The organism is Synechococcus sp. BMK-MC-1 (genome assembly GCF_014279955.1).
Classification (GTDB): Bacteria; Cyanobacteriota; Cyanobacteriia; order PCC-6307; family Cyanobiaceae; genus Synechococcus_C.
In genome coordinates, this window is the sequence record NZ_CP047939.1 from 664,099 (window position 1) to 688,423 (window position 24,325).

Genomic DNA, 24,325 nt, shown 5'->3' on the forward strand with positions numbered 1-24,325 from the left:
CCGCATTGCTGCAGGCTGCCGTTGATCAGGCGCTGAGCAGTGCCCGTTTCGGTCCGTGGATCGGATCCTCCACCACGATGGTTTGGTCGCGGCTGGCCCCAAGGGACACGATGGCGATGGGAACTTCCATCAGGTCGGCGAGAAAGCGGAGATAGGCCATGGCTTTCTCCGGCAGATCCTCCAGGCGGCGACAGTCTGCGGTGGAGCACTGCCACCCCGGCAGGGTTTCGTAGATCGGCTTGCAGCGGGCGAAAGCCTCGGAACAACTCGGGAAATGTTCGATGCGCTCGCCGTCGAGTTCGTAGGCGACGCAAACCTGGAGTGCATCGATCTCATCGAGGACATCCAGCTTGGTGACTGCGAGGCAATCGAGTCCGTTGACTTCGACGGCATAACGACCAATCACACCATCGAACCAGCCGCAGCGACGACGGCGCCCAGTGGTGGTGCCGAATTCACCACCTCGGTCGCAGAGATGATCGTTGAGACTGCCGTCGAGCTCGGTGGGGAATGGACCCTCTCCCACTCGGGTGGTGTAAGCCTTGGCGACGCCGATCACGCGGTCGATCAGGGTCGGTCCGACGCCTGCACCGATGCAAGCTCCCCCGGAGACCGGGTTGGAGGATGTGACGTAGGGATAGGTGCCGTGATCGAGGTCGAGCAGTGTTCCCTGAGCACCTTCGAAAAGAATGTTTTTCCTGTTGCGGGCAGCTCCATGAATGGCCCGGGAGCAGTCCACGACGTGGGGGGCCAAGCGCTTGCCGTAGGCGAGATACTCGGCGATCACCTCGTCGGCGTTGAGGGGATCCATCCCGTAGATGGTCTGCAGGAGTTGATTTTTCTCCTGAAGCGGTCCCTCAAGGCGGTCCCTCAGCCGTTGTTCATCGAGCAGATCGATGACTCGGATTCCGCTTCTCTGCGACTTGTCCGCATAGGTCGGACCGATGCCTCGACCGGTGGTTCCGATCCTGCGCTCGCCCCGCTGCCGTTCCATTGCCTGATCCAGCAAGCGGTGGTACGGCATCGTGACGTGGGCCGTTGACGCCAACTGCAGGCCAGAGATGTCGATGCCGTTTTCAATGAGCATGTCGAGCTCACCGAGCATCACCCGGGGATCCACCACAGTGCCGGATCCGATGAGACAGATGGTGTCTGGGTAGAGGATCCCGGAGGGAATGAGGTGCAGTTTCAGGACCTGACCATCCACCACGATGGTGTGTCCGGCGTTGACTCCCCCCTGGTAACGGACCACCACATCCGCGGAACGACTCAGAAGGTCGGTGATTTTCCCTTTTCCCTCGTCACCCCACTGAGCACCGATGACGACAACGTTGGCCAAAGACTCGGCGGCCCGAAGCCGCGGTTCTGCACAATCCGTAAGTCTCTCAGACTCACCTGCCGAGGGTCAAAGAGACTTCGGATTCTGTGATGCAGATCGGTCCCTCGGCAGATCAGGTGCCGCGAAGAGCCGCCTTTTCCGCTTTGCTGAGTTCCTTCTCAACGCGAGTTTTCAGGGCTTCCGGAACCGGACGGTTGGTGTAGGTGTTGTAGTGACCCTGCAGAGAATTGAGCGCTGTCTGCATCGTGGTGAATGAGCTCAATCCGTTCACCTGGGGCCTCGGGCGGTACCGGGACATGTAGTCATTGATGAGATCATGAGCTTCATGCTCCGAGTCCTGAAGGCTTTCCGCGTCGGCAGGCAGCGCCAGAGTGTTTTGAAGCATGTGGACCACAGCCACGGTGTCTTCGACATAGTCCCCGGACAGCAAGGACGTGGTGCTGTCACCACAGGCGGTAAGCAGCAGGGCGAGTCCGAGACAGAGCGAGAGGGTGAGGCTCTTGAGGTGTCGGCCCAGACGGGTCAGCGCAGCGTGCATGGTTCAGAGGATTTGCGGAACTGTAATGGGGGTGAGATCCCGAATCACAGGTGGGTGGAGATGGAGTCCTTCACTTGTTGGAAAGCCTCTTGATGGGGAACCGATGTGGAACAGCGTGTTGACCGCTCCACCACTTCAACCTTCCCTTCACCAGCGTCTCTTCCCACCACGATTCGCCAGGGAATACCAATGAGATCAGCATCCTTGAATTTCACGCCGGCCCGCTCGTCACGGTCGTCCAGCAAGGCATCGATGCCTGCGTCTAAGAACGACTGATAGAGCTCTTCTGCGAGGGCGACCTGCGTTGGATCCTGAATTTTGGCAATCACCACGATCACCTGGAACGGAGCGATTCCCAAAGGCCAGGAGATGCCGGCCTCGTCGTGATGCTGTTCCACAGCTGCCTGGGCAAGCCTGGAGATGCCGATGCCGTAGCAGCCCATCAGCAGCGCTTCCTGCTGTCCCGCGCTGTTGGTAAAACGAGCATCGAGGGCTTCCGAATATTTCCTCCCGAGTTGAAAAATGTGCCCCACTTCGATTCCCCGGCACTCCGACAACGTTTGGGAGGGATCGTGCACACACTGATCACCCGCGCGGGCTGTTCTTAGATCAGCTTTGATCTGCGCCGGCATGGCATCCCATGTCCGTCCCCAGCAGTGTTGATCCTTGCTGTTGGCTCCACAAACGAACCGTGGCAAATCGAGTGCCGTTGCATCGGCCAGTCTCAGGAAATGGTTTTCCCAGGAGCGGCATCCCTTCAGAGCTGTGTCGCTGAGATCAGGGCCGATGGTCCCGAAAGGAAACTCCGATAGATCTTGTTGACAGAGCTGATTTTCGGAGATGGGCCTGATCTCCAGCACAGCAGCATTCAGCGAGCGGCTCACCGCATTCGCGAGCTTCACCTCATTGAGATCCTGATCTCCTCGCAGGCTGACCAGGGTCGGTTGCTCCCGTCCGTCGTCGAGACGGGCGAGCAGCACAAGCACTTTCACGGTTTGGGTGGGATCCAAGCCATTGGCTGCACAGAGCTGTTCGATTGAGCTCTGATCAGGGGTCTCGATCATGCGCTCTTCACCGGCGGCAAGCGGTAGGGCCACAGGGGGGCGAGAGGTTGCTTTCTCCTGATTGGCTGCGTAGAGGCCATCGCTGCTCGTGAGAATCAGATCTTCACCGGCTGCGGCGGTCACCATGTATTCCTGGGACGCAGCACCTCCGATGGCGCCGCTGTCTGCGTCTACGGCCACCGCTTCGAGTCCACACCGTTCGAAAATCCGCGCGTAGGCAGTCGCCATCGCCTGATACGTGTTTTCGAGGTCCTCCTGGTTGGCGTGGAACGAATAGGCATCCTTCATGATGAATTCCCTGCCACGCATCAAACCGAAACGGGGACGGATCTCGTCTCGAAATTTGGTTTGGATTTGATAGAGCGTGACCGGCAGCTGTCGGTAAGACCGGAGCAGGTCTCCGGCCAGTTCGGTAATCACCTCTTCATGGGTTGGACCAAGGCCGAGTTGGCGATTCTGGCGATCCTCCAGGTGGAACATGATTCCCTCCCCTTCGGTGTAGCCCTGCCAACGCCCACTCCTTTCCCAGAGGTCAGCAGGCTGGAGCTGAGGAAGCAGAGTCTCGAGGGCACCAAGATGATTGAGTTCAGCGCGCACAATCGCATTGATCTTGCGAAGCACCTTCCACATCATCGGCAGGTAGGCATAGATGCCTGAGCCGATGCGACGGATGTAACCCCCTCGAACAAGCAATTGATGGGAGGGGATTTCCGCGTCAGCAGGGACGTCCCTCAGCGTCACCAGCATCAGGCGGGAGACGCGCATGACATCCAAACAAAAGAACCGGTGAAAGTTATCACCGCTGATAAAACGGTCGATCTGAGAAGTGTCCCTTTGGCTGTGATCGTTGCTGGCATCACGAGTCTCAGCTGCTAACGTCGGCCAATTCCAAGCAGTCCCAGAGCCGTCTCATGTTTCCTCGCCCGCTTGATGGTTCGGTCACTTCTGCGGCCGATTCAGTTGGGTTGGGTGGAGAGATTGGCTCTACCCTTTCTCAGTCAGATGCTTTGGTAGGGATCGATGATGTTCAGAAGTCGTTGAACCGCTCCAGGGCTTCAGTGTATCGCTACACAAATACTGACCCTCGTAATCTCAATCCACCCTTTAATCCCCGGAAGCTTAATCCTGAATATCGAAGTGATCAAAAGGATCCTTTGTTGTTTCACCCCAACGAGGTGGCCCGCTTCGCGAAGGACGTTCTGCGGATTAAAGAGGTCACCGTTGAAGTGCTGAACTCGCCGTCGACCGCAACGCAGCAGGTTCTCGCTGCGATTCTCGATGAATTGCGTCTGATCAGGTCCCAATTGGACGGTTTGCCTGAGGCTCCTTCGGATCTGGCTTCAAGGCGTGACCGTCAGGACCGACCTGCTGCGTGAGAAGCGCAAAAGTGCCAGAATGGCCTCGACAGATCGTTTGATTTGTCTTTCCCGCTCGAGGGCCATGGTTCTCGAATCAGCGTCGTGCTGACGTCGGGATGTCCCTGTATCCCCCTGAATGGACCCTGAGCCTGTAGCCGAGAGCACCCCAGCAACCGCTTCGCTGGTCGCCGCTCCTCTCCTTGTCCTCCTTGGATTCACGCTTGCTATTGCGGGGCTCGGAGTTCCGATGGCAGCTGTTTTAAGCGACAGGCCGGCACTTAAGTCTTTCGCTGTCACAGAGAACAATGGATCTCAGGGCTCTTTCCCCATCTCCTTCTCCAGGACTGGTGAATCTGCTGGTGGAGATTCCAGCGGGAAGCCGTAATAAGTACGAATATTTCAAAGACTGCGGGGTGATGGCTCTCGATCGAGTGCTCCACTCCTCTGTGCGTTATCCCTTCGATTACGGGTTCATCCCAAACACCCTGGCAGAGGATGGCTCTCCCCTCGACGCCATGGTGATCATGGAGGAGCCCACGTTCGCGGGATGTCTGATCCAGGCCCGGCCTATCGGCGTTCTGGATATGCACGACATGGGGCACTACGACGGGAAAATTCTCTGTGTTCCCGTGGCGGATCCCCGCCAAGCGAAGATCCACAGCATTCATCAGATTGCTCCCAACCAATTGGAGGACGTGGCCGAGTTCTTCCGCACGTACAAAAATCTGGAAGGCCGGGTGACTGAGATTGGTGGCTGGAGGGATTCAGAAGCCGTGCAGCCCTTGCTGCAGGCCTGTATCGAGGCTGCCCATCGCTGAAGCGAAGGTGACGTTCGAGCAAAATTTGGCTTCTGGCTCCCACCAAGTCCCCCGCTGCTTGTAAGTTGGTTCGCGCCAAGCCTGTGATCGACCGTGCCCACCATCCGTTTTGAGCAGGAAGGCCAGCAGGTCGGTTGTATCGAAGGTGCCAATCTGCGCAAGGCAGCTCTTGATTCAGGGATCAACCCCTACAAGGGTCTCAACAACCTGAACAACTGTGGTGGGGTCGGCCAATGCGGCACCTGCGTTGTTGAAGTGCTGGAAGGATCACAGAATCTCTCTCCTCGCAGCGATGTTGAAGAGGTGTATCTCTCCGACCGTCCGGCGAACTATCGCCTCAGCTGCCGGACGAGCGTGAACGGAGACGTGACGATCCGTACCCGTCCCGATGATGGAGTGGGTAAGGGGTCCAATAGCCTTCTTGGGGCTGTGAAGAGCCTTCTTGGTCGGTGATGGGGCCATGGCGCTCCTGAAGGTTTACAGCTACTCCCGCTGTTCAACATGCAGAAAAGCATTGGCATGGCTTGATTCCCAGGGAATCAGTGCCGATGTCATTGATATCACTGAGCATCCTCCCGATCGCCACACCCTCGCGACAGCGCTCCAGCAGTTTGGACGCGTCAAACCTCTCTTCAATACGAGTGGTTTGAGCTACAGGGCCCTTGGAGCAGCTGTCGTGAAGGCCATGACGGACGACGAGGCCATCGACGCACTCGCTGCTGATGGAAAGCTGATCAAGCGACCTTTTGTTTGCTGTCCTGATGGCTCGTTTCTGGTGGGATTCAAGCCTGAGGTTTGGATGGACGCGCTTCTGAGCTGAAGTTCAGGCCATCGAGCTCTGTAATCAGTTCATCCACATCTCTCTGGAGACGAAGCTGGTTCATGCTCGTGCGCTTGAGATCGTCTAGAAAAATGGCGATGAGCTCCTGACTACGCTCGAGTACCGCGCCTGTTTCGAGTTTGTGAGCCAATTCTTCCCAGAAGCGATCCGCTGTTTCGACCCCAAGGTTTTCAAGAACGGGATCCTTCTGACCGAGCCGATCTCCAGCATTACGCGACAGATTTAACAGTGAGTCGACTAGGCCGGTCGACAGCGTTTGACTCAGTTTCTGTTCAGCATTCTCCAGTCCTGGAAGAGTTCTCAGAGGACCTGGAACCATGGTTTCCTCCAGATTGCGGCGCAAAATATGGCTCACAAGAGCAACCAGCTGGGGGCGAAGGGCAGGGCCCACCTGGATGAGAATGAGTGGGAGCCAGAGCCTGAGGAGTTCGGCAAGTTCTGGTTCACCCTCATCGACCACACTCTGATGGGTGCACAAGCGCCGGATTTTTTCGGGTAGGTGGGGTGATTTCACCACATCCTGCACAGTGTCCAGGATTCTCAAGGTGATCACTTCGAAGAGCTCGATGGCGAGAACAGCCACCACACCCCGGCTGATCACAGCGCGCAACGGCTCCAGTTGGATCAGTCCGCTGGTGGAGAGGCGCTCAGTGACAGGAATGATGCGCAGCAATCTCCAGAAGGGAATCAGCAGCGGTAGATCAATCCAGCGGCGAAGCAGTGCGTCACGCCACCTGATTCCCGGGTAACGCCGTTTCAGGCGAAAGCTGCGGATCAGAATGTCGAGAAGAAAAAGGATTTGGAAGGGAGTATCGATCTGCCAAGCCCGGTCGATCGCCTGTCCGTTTTCATCGGTTCCGCGCCAGTAATTGGTCGCGGCCAAAGGAAGAATGCTCTTGTTCCAGAAACGCCTTTCCTCTTCCCAGTTCCGTTGCGAAAGGTAGTCGTCACCGAGCAGATGGGCGGCCGCCTGTTTCGCCGAATCCATGCCGGCTCTGGCACGAAGGCGGTTCTTGAGCTTTTCGAGGGTTCCCGCCTTCCCCGAGCTCACGAAGGGATTTTCGTCGATCAGCTGACTGTTGCGAACCACCATTTCCAGGCGGAGTTGGCGAACCGCTTGGTTGTCGATCCCTTTGGCGGCCGCGGCCTTTTCCAGGCGCCGGAACTGATTGATGTAGCCCTGCGTGTCCCGATGGGGTTCGATTCCTTTGATCCCGTCGTACGCCGGCGTGATGTTTGGCAGCCATGGGAGAGGAACCGCCAGGTTGAGTGAAGGCAGCGGAAAGAGGGTTCGCTGGAGCCAGAAATTTCGCAGCGGGACGTAGGTCACATCAAAGATGACCCAGGCGAGATTGATCGCAGCGATTGTTGCGATGGTCCTGTCCCAGCTGAGCCAGAAGCGTCTGGCCGCGCTGGGCCGTACGCCCTGCCAGCGGGGTCTGACCATGGCTCCTCCATCCTTGACTGAGGCTAGGAGCTCATCGTTCCACGCCTATCGTGGGTTTCGTCAGGCCATAGGTTCCCGTTGCCCAACGTGCAGCACGACCCATCGTCATCGGGTCCCGCTCCCTCAGCACCCACTCGCTCTCATCCCTTCTGGGATTTCTGGGGCCCTGTTTTGTTCACGCTGGCCCTCTATTTCGGCATCCGCCACTTCGTTGCTGAAGCACGCTTCATCCCTTCGGGTTCGATGCTCCCTGGTCTGCAGATCCAGGACCGGTTGTTGGTGGAAAAACTCACCTACGGCTCACGGAGCCCTCAGCGCGGCGAGATCGTGGTGTTCAACTCACCCCATGCCTTTGATCCTGCTCTTCGATCAGCAGGCTCCCCCTCTGCGCTGCGTTGTGCCCTGGTGAGCTTTCCGCTGCTCGGGCTGATTCCAAGGCTCGGGCATCCCGCCTGCGACGCCTACATCAAACGTGTGGTAGCCGTCGGTGGTGATCGGGTGGTGGTCAATCCCCGCGGAGAGGTGTCCGTGAATGGCCAGGCTTTGAACGAGCCCTACGTCACGAAGTTCTGCCCCCTGGATGACCAGGGCATGAGTCTCTGCCGCACCCTCAACGTGACGGTTCCCGAGGGGCATGTGCTGGCACTCGGAGACAACCGCAGCAACAGCTGGGATGGTCGTTACTGGCCAGGCGGTCCCTTCCTGCCTGAAGACCAGATCATCGGCAGAGCGTTTTGGCGTTTCTGGCCGCTCAACAGGGTCGGGTCGCTGGGATCCTGAGTCCGCAATCCATCACCCGGCCCTGCAGGGTCTGGCCGAGGAGAGGCAGGTTGGCTGCGCGGGGTCCCATCGGGTCGGGACGTGCGGGCGTCCATGACTGGTCTGGATCAAACAGCAGCCAGCGGTTGCTGCCCACAGCGAGGCATTCTTCCCTGAGACCCAGCAACCTGGATGGCCCGAAGCTGATCATCTGCCACAGCTGCTCAGGGCTCCAACCCTCAGTCACCACCAGGGTCTGCCAAAGGGACGGCAGAACCAGATGATGCCCGGACACTCCCCGCGGGCGCTGATCCGGCGGCAGCAGGCATTCCTCGTCGTCCAAGGGCGTGGCCTGTACGGCGATGGCCTGAATCAGGTTCTCCGCTAAGGCTCTGATCAAGGCCTGGCGATCCGTGGCTGATCCCAGGGATGGATCCACGAACCACGTGGATGCGCTTGCGCTGCTCTGAGAGGAATCAGCCACCACATGCCACCAGTTCACCGTGGCTTGCGGGGGCATGGGCATCTGTTGCAGCAGCTCCACAGCGCCAGCGGTGGAGAGTGCCATCAAAACCAGCCGGCGGTCGGGGTGACACTGCTGGAGTTGGCCAAGCTGGCTGAGGGGCAGTGTTTCACTGCTCGCTGGGTCTGAAGGCCATCCCGCCCTCAAGGCGCAGACGCTCTCCCGCAAGAGCCCCTCGCCCCGAAGAGCCAGGTCCAGCGGAGGGATCAGCACGGGTGCTGATCCCATGTCTCCAAGCGTCAGAGCGCGATCAAGAAGTGCAATGGGTGGCATGGACCTGCCATCGCTGAGCCCGACGGCTCCGGCGTCCAGCAGATCGGCATGGGCCGTTAACTCCACGCCGGCGCTACCGCGGCTGAACCCTCCCCAGAGAAGAACGTTGACATCGCAGTCGCTCGGCGCGAATCCCTGGAGGTGGTCTGGCTGCTCCCGTGGACCATGCACTGTTTCAGGCAGCAGGGCGAGCTGGCCGAAACCGGACGATCCAGCGCTTCGCACCAGGCTCAACAGGGTTTCTCCCCTGCCGTGGAACGGTTCTGGAAGGTCAGAGTGACAATCCACCAGGCACGGAGCCAAAAGCTGCTGGCCCGCATCCTGTGGTTCCAAGGCCTCCAACCGACCGATTCGTCGGGCTTCGTCGCCAAAGGCTTCAAGGCGCCGGTTCTTGATCAGAACGGCCGATTGCTTCTCAACAGCCTGACCCGGTCCGACCAGGACCTGAACCGGGTCTAGCAGCATTGATGCATCCATCAGGGTTCACAGTGCTCCAGCAGCCGTTCTGTCCAGAACCCCTCCGAGATGGGAGGTGAGATTCAGACAGGCGACCACTGCAGGCTGCCCTGGTTCTGTGGGCATGTCGACCACAGTGACCCCTCCATTGCCTTGTTTGACAGCCCAGATGTCGCCAGCACTGAGGCCGAGGAGCGAACAGAGAATGGTTTTGTTCACTGCATCGTGGGCCACCACGAGAGCCGTTTCCGACGCATCCAAGGAGTCCGCAATGGTGTTCCAGCTGCGGACGGAGCGCTCCCAGACATCCTGGATGGTCTCTCCTTCAGGCATCTGCACCGTTTCAGGAGTGCGCTTCCACTCATCGAGAAGTTCAGCCCATTCAGCCCTGATCTCTGATTCCAGCTTTCCTTCCCAGAGTCCATGGCCGATTTCAACGAGTCCGCGGGTCACCGTTAGCGGCACTCCGGGATGGGAGTGCAGGATGCCTTCGGCTGTCTGGCGCGGCCTGGACATCGCACTGCTGTAAGCACGCTGAATCGACACGGTTTCCAGAAAGGCCCGTGCTGCTTCGGCTTGGGCGTGACCATTGCTGTTGAGAGGAATGTCGATCTGCCCTTGAAAACGGCCATCACGGTTCCAGTTGGTTTCTCCATGCCGCACCAAAATCATCCTTGCGCCGGCTCCTTTGGGAGGGAGGGGTGGGTTGAGGTGAGCCGTGCTGTTCAGGCACTCGATCTGCACCTGGTGGCCACTCCCCTGTGGACTGAGATTGAAAACAGACAAGGAGGCATTGTCGAGCCGCAACCGACGGAAGCCCCCTGCAGGGTTGCCCAGCAAGGTGGTGATCATGCAGCGCAGGATGGCGTTGTGGCCAACGAGCAGCACGGTGTCGTTGCCGTCAACGGGATGACGGGCCAGCAGTGCGTCAAGAAACTGGCTGGCCTGTTGCATCAGCTCCTGCAGGGGCCGGTAGCGGGTGCCGTCGTGACGGCACAGTTCCAGCTGCTCGGGATGACTTCTCCAGGCTGCGTACTCCTCTGGAAAACGCTCAGCACGCTCGGCTGCCGTCAGGCCGCTCCAGGGTTCCAGATCGATTTCCAGCAGGCCTTCCTCGAAACACGGCTCAAGTGCATCGCTCCGGGCTGCCAGAACCCCTGCCGTGGTTGATGCAGCCCGTTGGAGCGGTGAGCTGTACACAGCTGTGATCGGCACATCCGCGAGGGCCGTGCCCGTGCGGCGTGCCTGGTCCTCGCCGGTTTCGGTCAGCGTGGACAGGTCATCACGACCTTGGATTCTGCGTTCCACATTGAAGCTGCTGAGTCCGTGGCGAACGAGGAGAAGACGCAGGGTCACGGCTTCGTGCGTGCAGGGCGCCGCCATCGTATGAGTGAGCCTCGGTTTGCTCTGGCTTCGCCCGCTGCACGCGTCACCCACCAGAATCGTCTCGAGTTGCCTCAGACGTGTTGACCAGCCCACCTTCCGGACGTCCATCGGCTGACCGGTTTTTGAAGGTGTTTCTGGCCTTCGTCTCTCTGGTTCTGGCCACGTTGGTATGGATCCTGGGGCTGGTGGACAGCTTCGGAAAGCCATCCGTTGCACCCGTTTTGTCGTTGGAACAGCAGGAGCTCTCCCTGTTGGCCCAGCCACAGGTTCCAGAACCCCTTCAACCGCTTGTCGTCGGAGGCGATCCCACTGCGGCCCTGCTGCGCACCCTGCGCGAAACCCCGCTGGACCGACTCGACGATCGCCAGATTCTTTTGTTCACGGCCCTGGAGCAGGACGAGAGCTACAAGCAAAGTCTTCGCCAGGTGAGCGTTAGCCAACCAGAGCTCATCCCGCTCCAGCAGGCGCTGAATGGGACCAAGGCTCCGGGGCTGGATCGATCTGAATTGCTGGCTTTAGCTCCGGATCCCTTGATCCGAAGGGTTGGCTGCCAAGCCTTGGGAGGCTCAGCGGCTGACTGCATGGATCCAGCTCCGGCCGCAGCCGCCGCACGTCGTCTGATCGTCAGCGAAGTGTTCCCACTGGCGGCTCTGATCCTGGGAGGCCTGCTCCTGCTCAGGCACGGTTGGCAGCTCCTGCGCCGCCGGTTGCCGCCCTGGCCTCCCCTCGTCTCGGCCCCCCTTGGCCCCCTCGACATGGTGTTGCTGGTGGCCGGTGGCTTCGTTGTTTTGGGCGAGGTGCTGGTTCCACTGTTGATCGCCCCGTTCACTGGCTGGCTCAGCCGGGGCCTCTCGCCTGCGCTGACTCAAGGAGTCACCGTTCTTCTTGGCTATGCCGCGTTGGCGGTTCCACCGTTGCTCATCCTCCGCCAGCAGTTGTCGCAGTGCGATCAAGAGGCTCTCCCCCCCGGAGGGTGGCTGCAGTGGCAGGTGCGTCCCATCCATTCCGCCGTTCTGCAGGGTGCGCGGGGGTGGCTGATGGTGATGCCCCCGGTGGTGTTGAGCGGCTGGCTGGTGAGTCGATGGATTGGGGATCAGGGGGGGAGCAACCCCCTGCTGGAGATTGTGCTGAACAGCCGAGACCCCTTGGCCTTGGCCCTGCTGGCCATCACCGCTGTTGTGCTGGCACCGCTGTTTGAGGAAACGGTCTTCCGAGGGGTCTTGCTGCCGGTTCTGGGACGCTCTCTCGGGCGTTCCGGAAGTGTGTTGGTCAGTGCGCTGGTGTTTGCGATCGCTCACCTGAGCATCGGCGAACTGCCTCCCTTGCTGGTTCTCGGCCTTGGATTGGCGTTGCTCAGGTTGAGCACAGGACGCCTGTTCCCCTGCGTGGTGATGCATGCGCTCTGGAATGGCGTGACGTTTCTCAATCTCTTGCTTCTCGGGGGCTGAGCAAAGCCCCAGTGTTGATCAAGGTTTCAGCCTTGCGGCTCCCCCCTGCAGGTGGTTCACTGGCGCATTGTTGAACCTCACCCGTGGTCGCGGTTCCCCAAACCCAGCCGGTGTCCCCGCAGCGGTCGTCCAGTGCCGGACCTTTCGAGGTCATTCAAGGTTCGCTGTCGGCGCGTCGTGCGGCCCGCCATTCCCCTCTGCTGGCCGGACTTCATCGTGCTGCCGATGGAGGACTCCTCGGGGTGTTCGCCGCCGTTCTCGTTCTCAGCGGGCTCACGCTGCACTGGCAGCACCGCTGGACGATGGCCTTTCGTCAACTTGAGTTGACCCGCACCCTCTCCCATCGGCTGACGGAGTCGACGGCGATGCTCGAGCGGCACCTCCTGGAACGCTCCAGGGTCCCAGGGCGAATGGTGCCCACCACCGTGGCCAATCTTCTGTACCTCGACCGACCCGGAGCGGTTTCATCCCAAGACGGTCCCGATCATCTCGCCATGCTCGGTTCTCTGATGGAGCGTCCGATCAAGAACGGTTACTGATTCATGGGTCGCTCGCCAGCCGCAGGACGGCCGAAAAAGCCCCAATCCCGACGGCGTGTGGTGCCGCTGGAACAAATTCCTGCCGGGCGCATGCGCTGGGTCTTCGCTCTTCTGTGCCTGGGGTTGGTCGGTCTGATGGGCCGCATGGCCTGGCTGCAGATGTTTCAGGCTTCGGAGCTTGAAGCACGGGCTCGATCCGTGCAGACCCAGCGCACCAAGCCGCTGGGAACCCGTCGGCCGATCATCGATCGCACGGGACGGCTCATCGCTCTCGATGAGGAGCGCTATCGCCTGTGGCTCCACCCCCGTTATTTCAATCTCCCCGGCGACGATCCAGCCCTCATCCGTCCATCCGCGGATGTGGCGGACCGTTTGGCCCCTCTCCTTCCCCTCAGTTCAGCTGAAATTCTCAAGCGGATCGGCAACCGCCCCTCCGGCATCAAACTTCTGGAGGGGTTGGATCCGGAAACAGCCGCTGCTGTGCGAGGGGCGGGAATCAGTGGTGTTGATCTGGAGTCCTATCCCCACCGGGTGTATCCCCAGGGTGATCTGTTCGCCAATGTGGTGGGGTTCCTGAATCAGGAGCGGGTGCCCCAGGCTGGCCTGGAGCAGAGCCGTCACGACGATCTCCAGCGTCATGAGCAGGCCCGCAGCCTGCGGCGTGGTGCTGACGGCACTCCGTTGCCGGACAACCTGGATGCCGGCGTTTTCTTCGGAGATGACCTCCGGCTTCAGCTCACCCTCGACGCCCGCCTCCAGGCACTGGCTGCCAAGGCTTTGGCCTCACAGGTGAAGCAATGGAAAGCGAAGAAAGGCGTTGCCATCGTGATGGATGTCACCAATGGCGAGTTGCTGGCCCTCGCATCAGCTCCCACCTATGACCCCAACCGTTACTGGGATTTTTCTGCGAGTCGTTTCAGGGAGTGGTCTGTTCAGGATCTCTACGAGCCAGGCTCAACCTTCAAGCCCATCAACCTGGCGCTTGCCCTTCAAGAAGGTGCCATCAAGGCCGATGGACGGGTGCACGACAACGGCACCCTCACCATCGGCGGATGGCCGATCAACAACCACGATCGCCAAGCCAATGGAGTGATTGATTTCGCCACGGTTCTGCAGGTGTCCAGCAATGTGGGGATGGTGCAGGCGATGCGTCGCCTGCCGGCCGATCGCTACTGGGACTGGCTCAGTCGGTTGCGCCTGGATGCCCGCCCCGATACCGATCTGCCAGGAGCTGTGGCTGGTCAGCTCAAGTCGAAGGAACAATTCACCAGGCAGCCCATTGAGCCCGCCACCGCATCCTTCGGCCAGGGCTTTTCATTGACGCCGCTCAAGCTTGTGCAATTGCATGCGCTGCTCGCCAACGGAGGGCGGCTGGTCAGTCCCCACATCACCAGGGGATTGCGCACCGGGGATGCCCTTGCGCCGGCTGGTACCCGTCCAGGTCAGCCCTTGCTGAAGCCTGAGGTGACCCGCACGGTGCTCGCCTGGATGGAATCTGTGGTGGAGAAGGGAAGTGGCAAGGGAGCGCGCACACCGGGGTATCGGATCGGAGGCAAGACCGGAACCGCACAGAAAGCGCTCAATGGTGTGTATGTGCCTGGTGCGCTCATCTGTAGTTTTGTGGCCACACTTCCCATCAACGATCCGCGTTACGTCGTGCTGGTCGTTGTTGACGAGCCGCAAGGAGGGAACGCCTACGGTTCAACGGTGGCGCTGCCCGTGGCGAAATCGATCATCGATGGTCTTCTGGTGATTGAAAAGATCCCCCCAAGCTCCGCGCGAACGCCTGAATTCATTCCTCAAGGCTGATCCCTGCATCACAGCCTGTGCAGAGGAATACCTTCGCAGATGCCACTCTGAAAAACGGAGCTACGTTGCGTTTATCGAGACTTTCAGCGCTATGGCCAGTCTGCTTGAGCAGCTCTCTGCGATGACCGTTGTGGTCGCAGACACAGGGGATCTGGAGGCAATCCGTAAGTTCACCCCTAGGGATGCCACCACCAATCCCTCCTTGATCCTGGCGGCAGCCCAAATTCCTGCTTATCAGAGTCTGATTGATGAAGCTCTGCGTTCCTCCCGCCGACTGATTGGCGACAACGCACCCGTGGAGCAGGTGGTGCGTGAAGCGCTCGATGAAATCAGCGTGATCTTCGGCAAGGAAATCCTCAAGATCGTTCCCCGGCGTGTGTCCACCGAGGTCGATGCTCGGCTCAGTTTTGATACCGATGCCACGATTGAAAAGGGTCGCAAGCTGATTCGCCTGTACAACGACGCAGGCATCAGCAACGACCGTGTGCTGATCAAGATCGCCTCCACCTGGGAAGGCATCAAAGCTGCTGAAGTTCTTGAGAAAGAAGGGATTCACTGCAACCTCACACTCCTGTTCGGTTTCGGTCAGGCCGTGGCTTGTGCCGAGGCAGGTGTCACGCTGATTTCACCCTTCGTTGGCCGTATTCTCGATTGGTATAAAGCAGATACCGGTCGCGACTCCTATCCCGGTCCCGAGGATCCCGGCGTGCTGTCGGTGACCAGGATCTTCAATTACTTCAAAACCTACGGCTACAAAACCGAGGTGATGGGAGCCAGCTTCCGCAACATCGATGAAATCACCGAGCTCGCTGGCTGTGATCTGTTGACGATTTCACCCAAGCTTCTCGATCAGCTGCGTGAGAGTCAGGCCACGCTCACCCGCAAGCTCGACGGTGAGAATCCATCCAGCAGCGAGGCTCAGATCCATGTGGACCGTGAGCAATTCGACGCCATGATGAAGAGCGATCGCATGGCCTCCGACAAACTCGGTGAAGGCATCAAAGGATTCAGCAAAGCGATCGAAACCCTGGAAAGCATGCTGGCTCACCGCTTGGCCGAACTTGAGGGTGGCAAGGCGTTCGGCCATGCCGTTCAGGAAATCTTTCTGTTGAACGACATGAACGGCGATGGCTGCATTACCCGTGATGAGTGGCTCGGGAGTGATGCGGTGTTCGATGCCCTGGATCTCGATCACGATGGTCGTCTGACCCCGGAGGATGTTCGCCGGGGATTTGGTGCGGCTCTGTCGCTGACAACAGCCTGAGTCTGCGGTTTCCATTACCGGCTCTTGATCTGCGCCAATCACAATTCAGTGAGTTCGATCAGCTGACGTGAACGCTCTCGACACCATGCGTGCCCTCGCTCAAAAGAGCGAGGTGCACACGTTCAATACCGGCGACATCATTTTCAAAGCAGACGATCCCGGGTCTTCGATGTTCGGGGTGCTGGAAGGTTCAGTGCGCTTGTCTTGGCAGAACGACCAAGGCCATCAGGGATACGAGCTCATTGAAGCCGGCAATGTGTTCGGAGCTGGAGCCCTGGTGATGGATGGTCACCGCCGCCTTGGAACGGCGCAGGCCGAAGGCCCCTGCCGTCTGATTGAGATGAACAGGGAAAAGTTCCTCTTTGCCGTTCAAGAAGCGCCGATGTTCGCGATTGAGCTGCTGGCTTCAGTGGATTCCCGTCTCCGCGATCTGAAAATTATGTCCGTCAACTGACCGGCGTTTCTATCGTCCGCTCATTCCACTCGGCTTTGGTCGTGATCCATGACCCTCCAGCTGGTCTGGTTTAAACGTGATTTGAGGCTGGTGGATCATCAGCCCCTGGTCAGAGCTCTGGCCAGGGGGCCTGTGCTGCCTCTTTACATCGTTGAACCTGAACTCTGGATTCAACCGGATTGCTCAGCCAGGCAGTGGGCCTTCTGCCGGGAATCTCTTCAGGATCTCCAGCAGGCCTGTGCTGCTCTTGGCCAGCCGCTGATCATCCGCAGCGGTAATGCCGTCGACGTGCTGGAACGGGCCCGGTGTCAACTCGGGGTATCGGCCCTCTGGAGCCACGAGGAAACAGGCAATGCCTGGACGTTTGCCCGTGACCGTCGGGTGGCGGCATGGGCGAGGGAACGGGGCATCCCCTGGCATGAACTGCCCCAATTCGGAGTGGTTCGTCGGTTGGGCACGCGCAGGGGGTGGGCCCGCCGCTGGGAAGCGCGGATGGGGGAGGCCATGACGCCGGCACCCACAAGCTTGACGCCCCTCCCGGGCATCGCTCCCGGTGATCTGCCAACCAGCGAAGCGCTAGCTCTGCGCTCTGATCCTTGTCCGCATCGGCAGCACGGCGGCAGGGGGATGGCTCTCAAGGAGCTGGATGATTTCCTCGCGCACCGGGTGCAGCGCTACTGCCGTTCCATCTCCAGTCCGAATCTGGCGTTCAACGGCTGCTCAAGGCTGTCCGCTTACATCACCTGGGGCTGCCTCTCCATGCGTGAGGTTCTGCAACGCAGCCGTGATCTCAAGGGCCGTGGGGTGAGCAGCTTCACGTCGCGGCTCCACTGGCATTGCCACTTCATCCAGAAACTGGAAGATCAACCGCCGATCGAATGGGAGGATTTTCACCCCTTCATGCGCGGCATCCGCTCTCTGGATCACGAGCGCTTTGCGGCCTGGGCCGAGGGTCAAACAGGTGTTCCCTTCGTGGATGCCTGCATGCGGGCTCTGCGAGCCCATGGCTGGATCAACTTCCGCATGCGGGCCATGTTGATGTCGTTCGCCAGCTACAACCTCTGGCTTCCCTGGCGTGAGACAGGTCTGCATCTGGCCAGACAGTTTGTGGATTACGAGCCGGGCATTCATTGGAGTCAGTGCCAGATGCAGTCGGGCAGCACCTCCATCAACACGATCCGCATTTACAACCCGATCAAGCAGGGGATGGATCATGACCCTGAAGGGACCTTCATCCGCCGTTGGTGCCCCGAACTGGAAGACGTTCCTGCTGTGCATTTGCACGAACCCTGGTCTCTCGGCGGTACCAGGCCGATGCCCATTGTTGATTGCGCTCAGTCAGCCCGTGAAGCCAAAGAGCGCATTTTCGAGATTCGCCGCTCCTCAGGGTTTGATCGCCATGCCGATGCCATCCAGCAGCGCCATGGCTCCCGACGTTCAGGTCTGCCCTCGACCCGGCGGAGACGATCGAGACGGCAGGCTGCTGACCCTGGGGTTGAGCAATTGGCGCTGGACCTCTAGCCCCGTTGCAGGAGAAGGCGACGGATCACCCGTTGGGCGATATCGCCGTAGCCCATCTCCCCGGAAAGGATCTGGGCAATTCTTCGCGGAGCCGTGGGTCGCTTGATCCCAAGCTGGTACCCCACGCCGGGGAAGCGATAGAACACCTGGGCGATGCGGCGGCCCCAGGCCATGGAGTCCCCCCAGCGCTCCCGCATGCTGCGGCTGTAGCCCCGCAAATCTCGACTCTCGCCTTTGAGCCATGGGCTTAGAGATCGAGCCGCCTCACAGCCACTCATTAGGGCGGGGCGTAGCCCCTCCGCCAGAAAGGGGTCGCACAGCGATGCTGCGTCTCCCACCAACACAATGCCGTCGCCATCAAGACGGTGATGGCCGTTCCACACCTGCAGTCGCCCCCGTTGACGGATCCCAGCATCGGCGGCGAAGCCCAGATCCGGCAGCAGCTGAGCCAGCACCTGCTCCGGGTCGGCGTCCTGCTTGCCGATGAAGCTGCCCACGCCGATGTTCACCCCGCCGGCGAGGGGGAAGGCCCAGGCGAATCCCTGTTTCACGAGGCCGAATTCAAAGCGGGTGGTGCCATCGCTGAGCTTGCCTTGACCCTCGAGCCGCACCGACATGGTGGTGGCCATTTGGGGTTGTTTGGCTCCCAGGCCGAGCTGTTGAGGCCAAGGGGACCCTGAACCATCGGCGATCACCACGGCCCGCCCCTGCCAATGGCGCCCATCGGTCGCTGTCACCTTCCAGACATTGCCATGACGACGGATGTCATTGACCTCAACGCCTGTCAGGCGTTCAGCCCCCGCTTGAATGGCCTGGTCGGAGAGCAATTGATCCAGCGTTTCCCGGCGCACGATCCAGAAGGGTGCATCGCCGGGGAGCTCGGCGACCACCGGATCCTCCAGGCACCAACTGAAATTCACCTGACCGATCACCTGCTCGACCGCTGGCTCCAGGGAAAAAGGGAACCACTGCTGCACTGAGGCCGCCATGCCACCACCGCAAGGTTTGATCCTCGGCTGAGAATCGCGCTCAAGGGTCAGGACGTCATGGCCCGCTAGCGCGAGATGCACCGCTGCTGCACCACCAGCGGCCCCGGACCCGACGACCAGAACATCTCGGGTCCGATCCACGTCGTTGCTCAAACCTTGAGGATGTCGGCTTCCTTGGTCGCGAGGTGCTGTTCCACTTCAGCGATGAACTTGTCGAGCGTTTTCTGCACACTGTCTTGTGCGTCTCGGCTCTGGTCTTCGGAGAACTCGCCCTCCTTTTCCTGCTTCTTGATCTTGTCGATCGCGTCGCGGCGCAGGTTGCGCAGGGCCACCTTGCCTTCTTCGGCGTACTTGGAGGCCAGCTTGCAGAACTCCTTGCGACGCTCCTCAGTCAACGGGGGAACGTTGATGCGGATCACCTTGCCGTCGTTGTTCGGGGTGAAACCCAGTTCACTCATGGCGATCGCTTTTTCGATCAAGGCCAGAGCACTGATGTCAAACGGCTGAATCTGAATCGTCTGAGAATCCGGTGTGGAGAGGGTGGCCAGCGACTTCAGCGGTGTTTCGGCGCCGTAGTACTCCACGCTGATCCGATCCAGCAGGGAGGAATTCGCCCGTCCGGTGCGGATCGTGTTGAAGTTGCGCTGGGTGGCTTCCACCGACTTGCGCATGCTGGATTCGAGATCGGATTGAGACATGACGATGACTAGTTGCTGATGCGGGAACCGATGGGCTCACCTGCCACGGCACGGCCGATATTGCCGGCTTCGAACAGATTGAAGACCACGATGGGGATGTTGTTGTCTTTGCAGAGGGCGATGGCTGTGCTGTCCATCACCGCCAGTTCGCCACTGAGAACCTGCTGGAACGTCAGTGTGTCGTAACGCACTGCATCGGCGTATTTGTGGGGGTCTTTGTCATAGACCCCATCCACCTTGGTGGCTTTGAACACAACATCCGCACTGATCTCAGCAGCCCGTAGAGCTGCGGTGGTATCGGTGGTGAAGAAGGGGTTGCCGCATCCCGCGCCGAAGACCACTACACGTCCTTTTTCCAGGTGTCTGATCGCCCGCCTGCGGATGTAAGGCTCGGCCACCTCTTGCATTTCGATAGCGGTCTGCACCCTGGTGGGAATTCCAGCCCGCTCGAGGCCATCCTGCAAGGTGATGGCATTCATGACAGTGGCGAGCATTCCCACGTAATCCGCCGTGGCCCGATCCATCCCCGCGGCTGACCCCTTCAGCCCTCGGAAAATGTTGCCGCCACCAACAACGATTGCTAGCTGGGTGCCGCTGGCAACCACACCGGCCACGTCTTTGGCGATGGCCTGAACAATGGCTGGATCGATCCCGTAGCCCTGATCTCCCATCAGCGCTTCACCGCTGAGTTTCAGGAGTGCGCGCGCGTAGGCCATTCATCCACCTGATCCTGCTGACAGTAGCAAGCGAGATCGGACGGTCCCATCACTGGCGCCAAGCGGCGCAAGCCGCTTGGATGGGGAATCCAAAGGGAATGCATGGCTGAAGAGAACGGTGCACGCAGTTCGGTGATGGCCCGTCTCACCCTGTCGGCTCTTGATCGGGCCAGCCAGGATCCTTCCTGCTGGCGTGATCCCTTGGTGCATCGCGCACTCCTGGTGAGTGGGTTGTCGGTTTTGACGGCAGCGATGGGGCTGTTGCGTAGCGACCTCGAGCAGCTTTGATTTTTAAAACTCAATCCCTGCTTGCGCCTTAACACCCTGCTCGCGAAACGGGTGATGAATCAGCGTCATTTCTGTCACCAGATCGGCTGCGTCCACGAGCTCTGCAGGTGCTCCTCGCCCGGTGACGGCGACGTGGGTGAGCGTGGGCCGCTCCTTTAACCCGTGAATCACGGTGGCAGCGTCGATGTACCCCAGTTTCAGAGCCACATTCAATTCATCGAGCAGCACCAGCTTCACCGCTCCATCCCGCAAATACTCGAGGGCTGTTTGCCAGGCCCTCTCCACCAGCTGCTGATCCCGTTCCCGGTCCTGGGTTTCCCAGGTGAAGCCTTCGCCGAGGGCGTGCCAGCGCACCTGGTCACCGAACGCTTTCAGTGCCCGTGCTTCTCCAGGTTCCCAGCCCCCCTTGATGAACTGCACGATGGCCACCCGCTCGCCATGGCCAAGCGTGCGCAGAACTAGACCTAGGCCTGCAGTTGTTTTTCCCTTGCCTTGGCCGGTGAACACCAGGATCAGCCCTTTCTCCTTGTTGCGCTCCTCCACCCGTTGCTTCTGCACTTGCTGGCGTCGTTCCATCCGTTTGCGGTAGCCGGCATCGTCTGATTCAGGGGCGAGATTTCCACCCATGCCCAGCTCCGCTGCCGATTGATCGAGATCGTTCGTACTCATGACTGTTCCGGTTGGATGGGACGCATCGCGGTGATCCGCTGCAGCGCCTGCCCCGCGAGAAGTTCCTGCTTCACGGATGTGAAACCAAGCGCTCGTAGTTGGGCGGGCAGATCGTCCTCCAGCATGGCGCTCGCGGTGTCTGTTTCAAAAAGCTCACAGAAGATCTGCTGAGGCAGTCGCAGCCAGGGGCCGGCCGGATGCAGATCCACCACCACCAACCAACCCCCGGGTTGGAGCAGGCGCAGAGCACTGCGCAGCACCATCGCCCTCTCAACGCGTGGAAATTCATGCAGGGCCACGCTCAGCTGAATCGCGCTGAAACTTTCGGAACGCAGTGGCGGGTCTTCCGCAAGACCTTCCACCCGCTGCAGCGTCGGGTGGCGAGCCTTGGCCAATTGCAGAGCACGGGGGGCGACATCGAGCCCTGTCACCGCAAAGCCTGCGGCGAGCCAAGGAGCTGCGGCCTCGCCGCTGCCGCAACACAGATCCAGCACGGCTGCCCCCGGTTGCAACTGCGGTTGTAACGCTTCAAGCCCTAAAGCCCGCAGGGTCTTGACGCCGCCCACGCTGAGGGCCGACACCGCTGTGACTGTGTCGTAGATCCAGCGATAGCGATAGGCCAGGGGGCGAAGAAATGACGACATCAGATCAAAGGGGTCAGGCTCGATGACGGGCTAGGGCTGCATCCACCGCCTGCTGCTGATCACGGCGAGTGATCCAGTGGTGATAGGTGCGGGTGTGAATGGCCACCGAGTGGCCCATCATCCTGGCGGCAACGGTGTCCGGCAGGCCGATGTGAATCGTGCGCACGGCCCAGGCATGACGCAGGTCGTAGGGGGTGATCGGCAGTTCATAGCGGCGGAACTGCTCGCTCACCCGTCGCCCCACCTGCTGCAGGGTGGTGCGACGCAGATCGGTGCTGATGCTCGGCAGCGCTTTGGTGTTATCGGCCAGCTCCTGAAGGCCGAAGCGCTCGACCCATTCGGGATGGAACGGCCAGCTTTGGTGTTCGCCTGTTTTGGTGGTGGGCAAGACGCGCAGCACGCGATCTCCGCCTTCTCCCAAGGCCGAACAGTCGCAGAAGAACACCTCATGGTTCCGCAGCCCATAGGTGGCCATCAGGCCATAGGCAAGGCGCCAGCTTGGATTGGGGATGGTTAGAGCGGCTTCAAGGATCTGGCGATCTGTGGGCAGCTGACGGAACCGAGCCCGGTGCAAGCCGTAGCCTCCGGCTTCTTCGCGCCAGTCATCAGGGAGCGGAATCTCCAGAAAGCGAGCCAGGGCCGCAAGCGCTGTGGCGCATTGCTGGCGGCTACGGCTGCCGTCCTCATAACTCATGAGAGTGCGCATCAGCAGGGCGGCGTCGATGGTGCTGCCATCGGCCTGTTTCGAGAGTCGGCGCAGGTAGGGCAAATAGGCACCGCTCCAGGTTGTGCGTCTGCCCGATGGAGAGCGGCGACGCCTGGGATCCGAAAAAAAGGCTTTTTCGAATCGCTTCAAGGCACTGTCGACAGCCTGGGTGGGCTCCAGTGCGTGGGGACTGCGTCGCCGGGCTGACCAGGCTGACCAGTCAAAACAGTTCTGTTCGAGCTGCAGTCGAACCAGGGCTGCGGCATGAAGGGCGTGGTCGAGCCCATCCGGGTCGGCCATCACGCCCAGGCTGATGCGCTGGAGTTTGTTTTGGCTTGGATCCAGACGCAGCGGCAGCAAGCCGCGAAGATTTAAGCGTGAGCCGCGCTGCTCGATGCGCAGTTTCGAGCCCTGCGCCGCCAAACGGGTATTGGCGGAATCCAGCGCCTTCTCAAACTCCATAAATGTGTCGCCTGCGCCAAGGATCGCGTTAATGGCCGCTACGCTCAACCCCCTGCATCCGGTGTGTTTGCTATGTCCCGCGTCGGCGTTGTACTGCTGAATCTGGGTGGTCCCGAACGCATTCAGGATGTGGGACCCTTCCTGTTCAATCTCTTCGCTGATCCGGAAATCATCCGGTTGCCGATCCCTGCGCTGCAAAAGCCTTTGGCTTGGTTGATCAGCACCCTGCGCAGCGGGAAATCCCAGGAGGCTTACCGATCGATCGGCGGAGGGTCACCGCTGCGGCGGATCACCGAGCAACAGGCCAGGGAGCTGCAGAGTCTGCTGCGTCAGCGTGGAATCGATGCCACCAGCTACGTGGCCATGCGCTACTGGCATCCCTTCACGGAGTCGGCTGTCGCTGATCTCAAGGCTGATGGGATGGATCAGGTGGTGGTGCTCCCCCTGTATCCACATTTTTCAATCAGCACGAGTGGGTCCAGCTTCCGCGAACTTCAGAGGCTGAGGCAGGGTGACGAATCCTTCGAAAAGCTGCCGATCCGATGCATCCGCAGTTGGTTCGATCACCCGGGTTATGTGCGGGCCATGGCCGAATTGATCGCTGAGGAGGTGCGCCAGAGCGACGATCCCACCCAAGCGCATGTGTTCTTCAGTGCCCACGGCGTCCCCAAGAGTTACGTGGAGGAAGCGGGAGACCCTTACCAAAAGGAGATCGAATCCTGCACGGATTTGATCATGAAGGAGCTGGGCCAGTTGATGGGCCACGACAACCCCTTCACCCTCGCTTACCAGAGCCGGGTGGGCCCAGTGGAATGGCTCAAGCCTTACACCGAAGAGGCGCTTGAAGAGCTTGGCAAGGCCAAAACCAATGATCTGGTTGTGGTGCCGATCAGTTTTGTTAGCGAGCACATCGAAACGCTGGAGGAGATCGATATTGAGTACCGAGAGTTGGCCACCGAGGCTGGTGTGGTGAACTTCCGGCGTGTCCGTGCCCTCGACACCTACCCGCCCTTCATCGAAGGCTTGGCCGATCTTGTGACCACGAGTCTGGAAGGTCCTGAGGTGAGTCTTGATGCTGCGGCTGAGCTGCCCACAAAGGTGAAGCTCTATCCCCAGGAGAAGTGGGAATGGGGCTGGAACAACAGTTCTGAGGTTTGGAATGGTCGCTTGGCGATGCTCGGATTTTCAGGATTTCTGCTCGAGCTGATCAGTGGTCACGGACCACTGCATGCCCTCGGGCTTCTCTAAGGCTTGCCACAGACCATGCCGCCGCCGGGCAGAACGGCAGGCCGAACCTTAATCTTGAAGATCAGTAT

Annotated in this window: 25 protein-coding genes; 13 read left to right on the forward strand and 12 right to left on the reverse strand. The window is 60.0% G+C overall.

Features of this window, described 5'->3' with window-relative positions:
* Positions 1–25 precede the first annotated feature (25 nt).
* The 3 genes from SynBMKMC1_RS03535 to SynBMKMC1_RS03545 form a co-directional block, all read right to left on the reverse strand.
* Positions 26–1,339, reverse strand: coding sequence for an adenylosuccinate synthase (locus tag SynBMKMC1_RS03535; protein WP_011932532.1), 1,314 nt, complete (start codon positions 1,337–1,339; stop codon positions 26–28).
* Positions 1,340–1,451: 112 nt separating this feature from the next.
* The gene (gene psb27 / locus SynBMKMC1_RS03540) at positions 1,452–1,877 is read right to left on the reverse strand and encodes a photosystem II protein Psb27 (RefSeq protein ID WP_011932533.1); all 426 of its coding nucleotides are present in this window, start codon (positions 1,875–1,877) and stop codon (positions 1,452–1,454) included.
* A 44-nt stretch (positions 1,878–1,921) separates the two neighbouring features.
* Positions 1,922–3,706 carry a proline--tRNA ligase gene (locus SynBMKMC1_RS03545; protein WP_186472728.1) on the reverse strand — a complete coding sequence of 595 codons (1,785 nt, stop codon included), beginning with the start codon at positions 3,704–3,706 and terminating at the stop codon, positions 1,922–1,924.
* Positions 3,707–3,852: 146 nt separating this feature from the next.
* On the opposite strand from SynBMKMC1_RS03545, the gene SynBMKMC1_RS03550 reads away from it, so the two are divergent.
* From SynBMKMC1_RS03550 to SynBMKMC1_RS03565, 4 genes are all read left to right on the forward strand, one after another.
* Positions 3,853–4,317, forward strand: coding sequence for a resolvase (locus SynBMKMC1_RS03550; RefSeq protein WP_186472729.1), 465 nt, complete (start codon positions 3,853–3,855; stop codon positions 4,315–4,317).
* A 287-nt stretch (positions 4,318–4,604) separates the two neighbouring features.
* Positions 4,605–5,117: an inorganic diphosphatase gene (locus tag SynBMKMC1_RS03555; RefSeq protein WP_011932536.1), complete on the forward strand. Its 513-nt coding sequence runs from the start codon at positions 4,605–4,607 to the stop codon at positions 5,115–5,117.
* A gap of 93 nt (positions 5,118–5,210) precedes the next feature.
* On the forward strand, positions 5,211–5,570 hold the full coding sequence (locus SynBMKMC1_RS03560) for a 2Fe-2S iron-sulfur cluster-binding protein (RefSeq protein ID WP_186472730.1): 360 nt from the start codon (positions 5,211–5,213) through the stop codon (positions 5,568–5,570).
* Between the two features lie 7 nt (positions 5,571–5,577).
* Entirely contained in the window at positions 5,578–5,937 is a 360-nt protein-coding gene (locus SynBMKMC1_RS03565) for an arsenate reductase family protein (protein WP_041428392.1), read from the forward strand.
* On the opposite strand, the gene SynBMKMC1_RS03570 is transcribed toward SynBMKMC1_RS03565, so the two are convergent.
* Positions 5,900–7,405 carry a hypothetical protein gene (locus SynBMKMC1_RS03570; RefSeq protein WP_186472731.1) on the reverse strand — a complete coding sequence of 502 codons (1,506 nt, stop codon included), beginning with the start codon at positions 7,403–7,405 and terminating at the stop codon, positions 5,900–5,902. The genes SynBMKMC1_RS03565 and SynBMKMC1_RS03570 overlap by 38 nt on opposite strands.
* Positions 7,406–7,492: 87 nt before the next feature.
* On the opposite strand from SynBMKMC1_RS03570, the gene lepB reads away from it, so the two are divergent.
* Positions 7,493–8,185 carry a signal peptidase I gene (gene lepB, locus SynBMKMC1_RS03575; protein WP_255486369.1) on the forward strand — a complete coding sequence of 231 codons (693 nt, stop codon included), beginning with the start codon at positions 7,493–7,495 and terminating at the stop codon, positions 8,183–8,185.
* Here lepB and SynBMKMC1_RS03580 read toward each other — a convergent pair.
* Both SynBMKMC1_RS03580 and SynBMKMC1_RS03585 read right to left on the reverse strand, forming a co-directional pair.
* A complete protein-coding gene (locus tag SynBMKMC1_RS03580; protein WP_186472733.1) occupies positions 8,157–9,437 on the reverse strand; it encodes a dihydroorotase in 1,281 nt (426 codons plus the stop codon). The two genes, lepB and SynBMKMC1_RS03580, sit on opposite strands and share 29 nt — an antisense overlap.
* 6 nt (positions 9,438–9,443) lie before the next feature.
* A complete protein-coding gene (locus SynBMKMC1_RS03585) occupies positions 9,444–10,772 on the reverse strand; it encodes a histidine phosphatase family protein (protein WP_186473307.1) in 1,329 nt (442 codons plus the stop codon).
* A gap of 110 nt (positions 10,773–10,882) precedes the next feature.
* Here SynBMKMC1_RS03585 and SynBMKMC1_RS03590 point away from each other — a divergent pair, with 110 nt between their 5' ends.
* From SynBMKMC1_RS03590 to SynBMKMC1_RS03615, 6 genes are all read left to right on the forward strand, one after another.
* Entirely contained in the window at positions 10,883–12,250 is a 1,368-nt protein-coding gene (locus tag SynBMKMC1_RS03590) for a CPBP family intramembrane glutamic endopeptidase (RefSeq protein WP_255486284.1), read from the forward strand.
* A gap of 83 nt (positions 12,251–12,333) precedes the next feature.
* Complete coding sequence (locus tag SynBMKMC1_RS03595) at positions 12,334–12,789, forward strand: hypothetical protein (protein ID WP_186472734.1); 456 nt, start codon at positions 12,334–12,336, stop codon at positions 12,787–12,789.
* A 3-nt stretch (positions 12,790–12,792) separates the two neighbouring features.
* The gene (locus SynBMKMC1_RS03600) at positions 12,793–14,598 is read left to right on the forward strand and encodes a penicillin-binding protein 2 (RefSeq protein WP_186472735.1); all 1,806 of its coding nucleotides are present in this window, start codon (positions 12,793–12,795) and stop codon (positions 14,596–14,598) included.
* 91 nt (positions 14,599–14,689) lie between these two features.
* Complete coding sequence (locus tag SynBMKMC1_RS03605) at positions 14,690–15,862, forward strand: transaldolase (protein ID WP_011932546.1); 1,173 nt, start codon at positions 14,690–14,692, stop codon at positions 15,860–15,862.
* A gap of 67 nt (positions 15,863–15,929) precedes the next feature.
* A complete protein-coding gene (locus SynBMKMC1_RS03610) occupies positions 15,930–16,316 on the forward strand; it encodes a Crp/Fnr family transcriptional regulator (RefSeq protein WP_186472736.1) in 387 nt (128 codons plus the stop codon).
* 48 nt (positions 16,317–16,364) lie between these two features.
* Positions 16,365–17,837 carry a deoxyribodipyrimidine photo-lyase gene (locus tag SynBMKMC1_RS03615; protein WP_186472737.1) on the forward strand — a complete coding sequence of 491 codons (1,473 nt, stop codon included), beginning with the start codon at positions 16,365–16,367 and terminating at the stop codon, positions 17,835–17,837.
* On the opposite strand, the gene SynBMKMC1_RS03620 is transcribed toward SynBMKMC1_RS03615, so the two are convergent.
* From SynBMKMC1_RS03620 to pyrH, 3 genes are read right to left on the reverse strand one after another with little or no spacing between them, the layout of a single operon-like run.
* A complete protein-coding gene (locus SynBMKMC1_RS03620; protein WP_255486286.1) occupies positions 17,834–18,967 on the reverse strand; it encodes an NAD(P)/FAD-dependent oxidoreductase in 1,134 nt (377 codons plus the stop codon). The genes SynBMKMC1_RS03615 and SynBMKMC1_RS03620 overlap by 4 nt on opposite strands.
* Before the next feature lie 8 nt (positions 18,968–18,975).
* Entirely contained in the window at positions 18,976–19,524 is a 549-nt protein-coding gene (gene frr, locus SynBMKMC1_RS03625; RefSeq protein ID WP_011932550.1) for a ribosome recycling factor, read from the reverse strand.
* 8 nt (positions 19,525–19,532) lie between these two features.
* Complete coding sequence (gene pyrH, locus SynBMKMC1_RS03630; protein WP_011932551.1) at positions 19,533–20,240, reverse strand: UMP kinase; 708 nt, start codon at positions 20,238–20,240, stop codon at positions 19,533–19,535.
* Between the two features lie 102 nt (positions 20,241–20,342).
* Here pyrH and SynBMKMC1_RS03635 point away from each other — a divergent pair, with 102 nt between their 5' ends.
* Complete coding sequence (locus SynBMKMC1_RS03635) at positions 20,343–20,528, forward strand: hypothetical protein (RefSeq protein WP_011932552.1); 186 nt, start codon at positions 20,343–20,345, stop codon at positions 20,526–20,528.
* A gap of 3 nt (positions 20,529–20,531) precedes the next feature.
* Here the strand turns inward: SynBMKMC1_RS03635 and cobO are convergent, their stop codons facing one another.
* From cobO to SynBMKMC1_RS03650, 3 genes are read right to left on the reverse strand one after another with little or no spacing between them, the layout of a single operon-like run.
* Positions 20,532–21,197 (reverse strand): cob(I)yrinic acid a,c-diamide adenosyltransferase, encoded by a 666-nt coding sequence (gene cobO, locus SynBMKMC1_RS03640; RefSeq protein ID WP_186472739.1) that lies wholly within the window; start codon positions 21,195–21,197, stop codon positions 20,532–20,534.
* Positions 21,194–21,841 (reverse strand): class I SAM-dependent methyltransferase, encoded by a 648-nt coding sequence (locus tag SynBMKMC1_RS03645; RefSeq protein ID WP_186472740.1) that lies wholly within the window; start codon positions 21,839–21,841, stop codon positions 21,194–21,196. The genes cobO and SynBMKMC1_RS03645 overlap by 4 nt, the downstream gene beginning before the upstream one ends.
* A gap of 13 nt (positions 21,842–21,854) precedes the next feature.
* On the reverse strand, positions 21,855–23,009 hold the full coding sequence (locus SynBMKMC1_RS03650) for a site-specific integrase (RefSeq protein WP_186472741.1): 1,155 nt from the start codon (positions 23,007–23,009) through the stop codon (positions 21,855–21,857).
* A gap of 72 nt (positions 23,010–23,081) precedes the next feature.
* Between SynBMKMC1_RS03650 and hemH the strand changes: the two genes are divergently transcribed.
* A complete protein-coding gene (hemH, locus tag SynBMKMC1_RS03655) occupies positions 23,082–24,257 on the forward strand; it encodes a ferrochelatase (protein ID WP_011932556.1) in 1,176 nt (391 codons plus the stop codon).
* Positions 24,258–24,325: the final 68 nt, after the last annotated feature.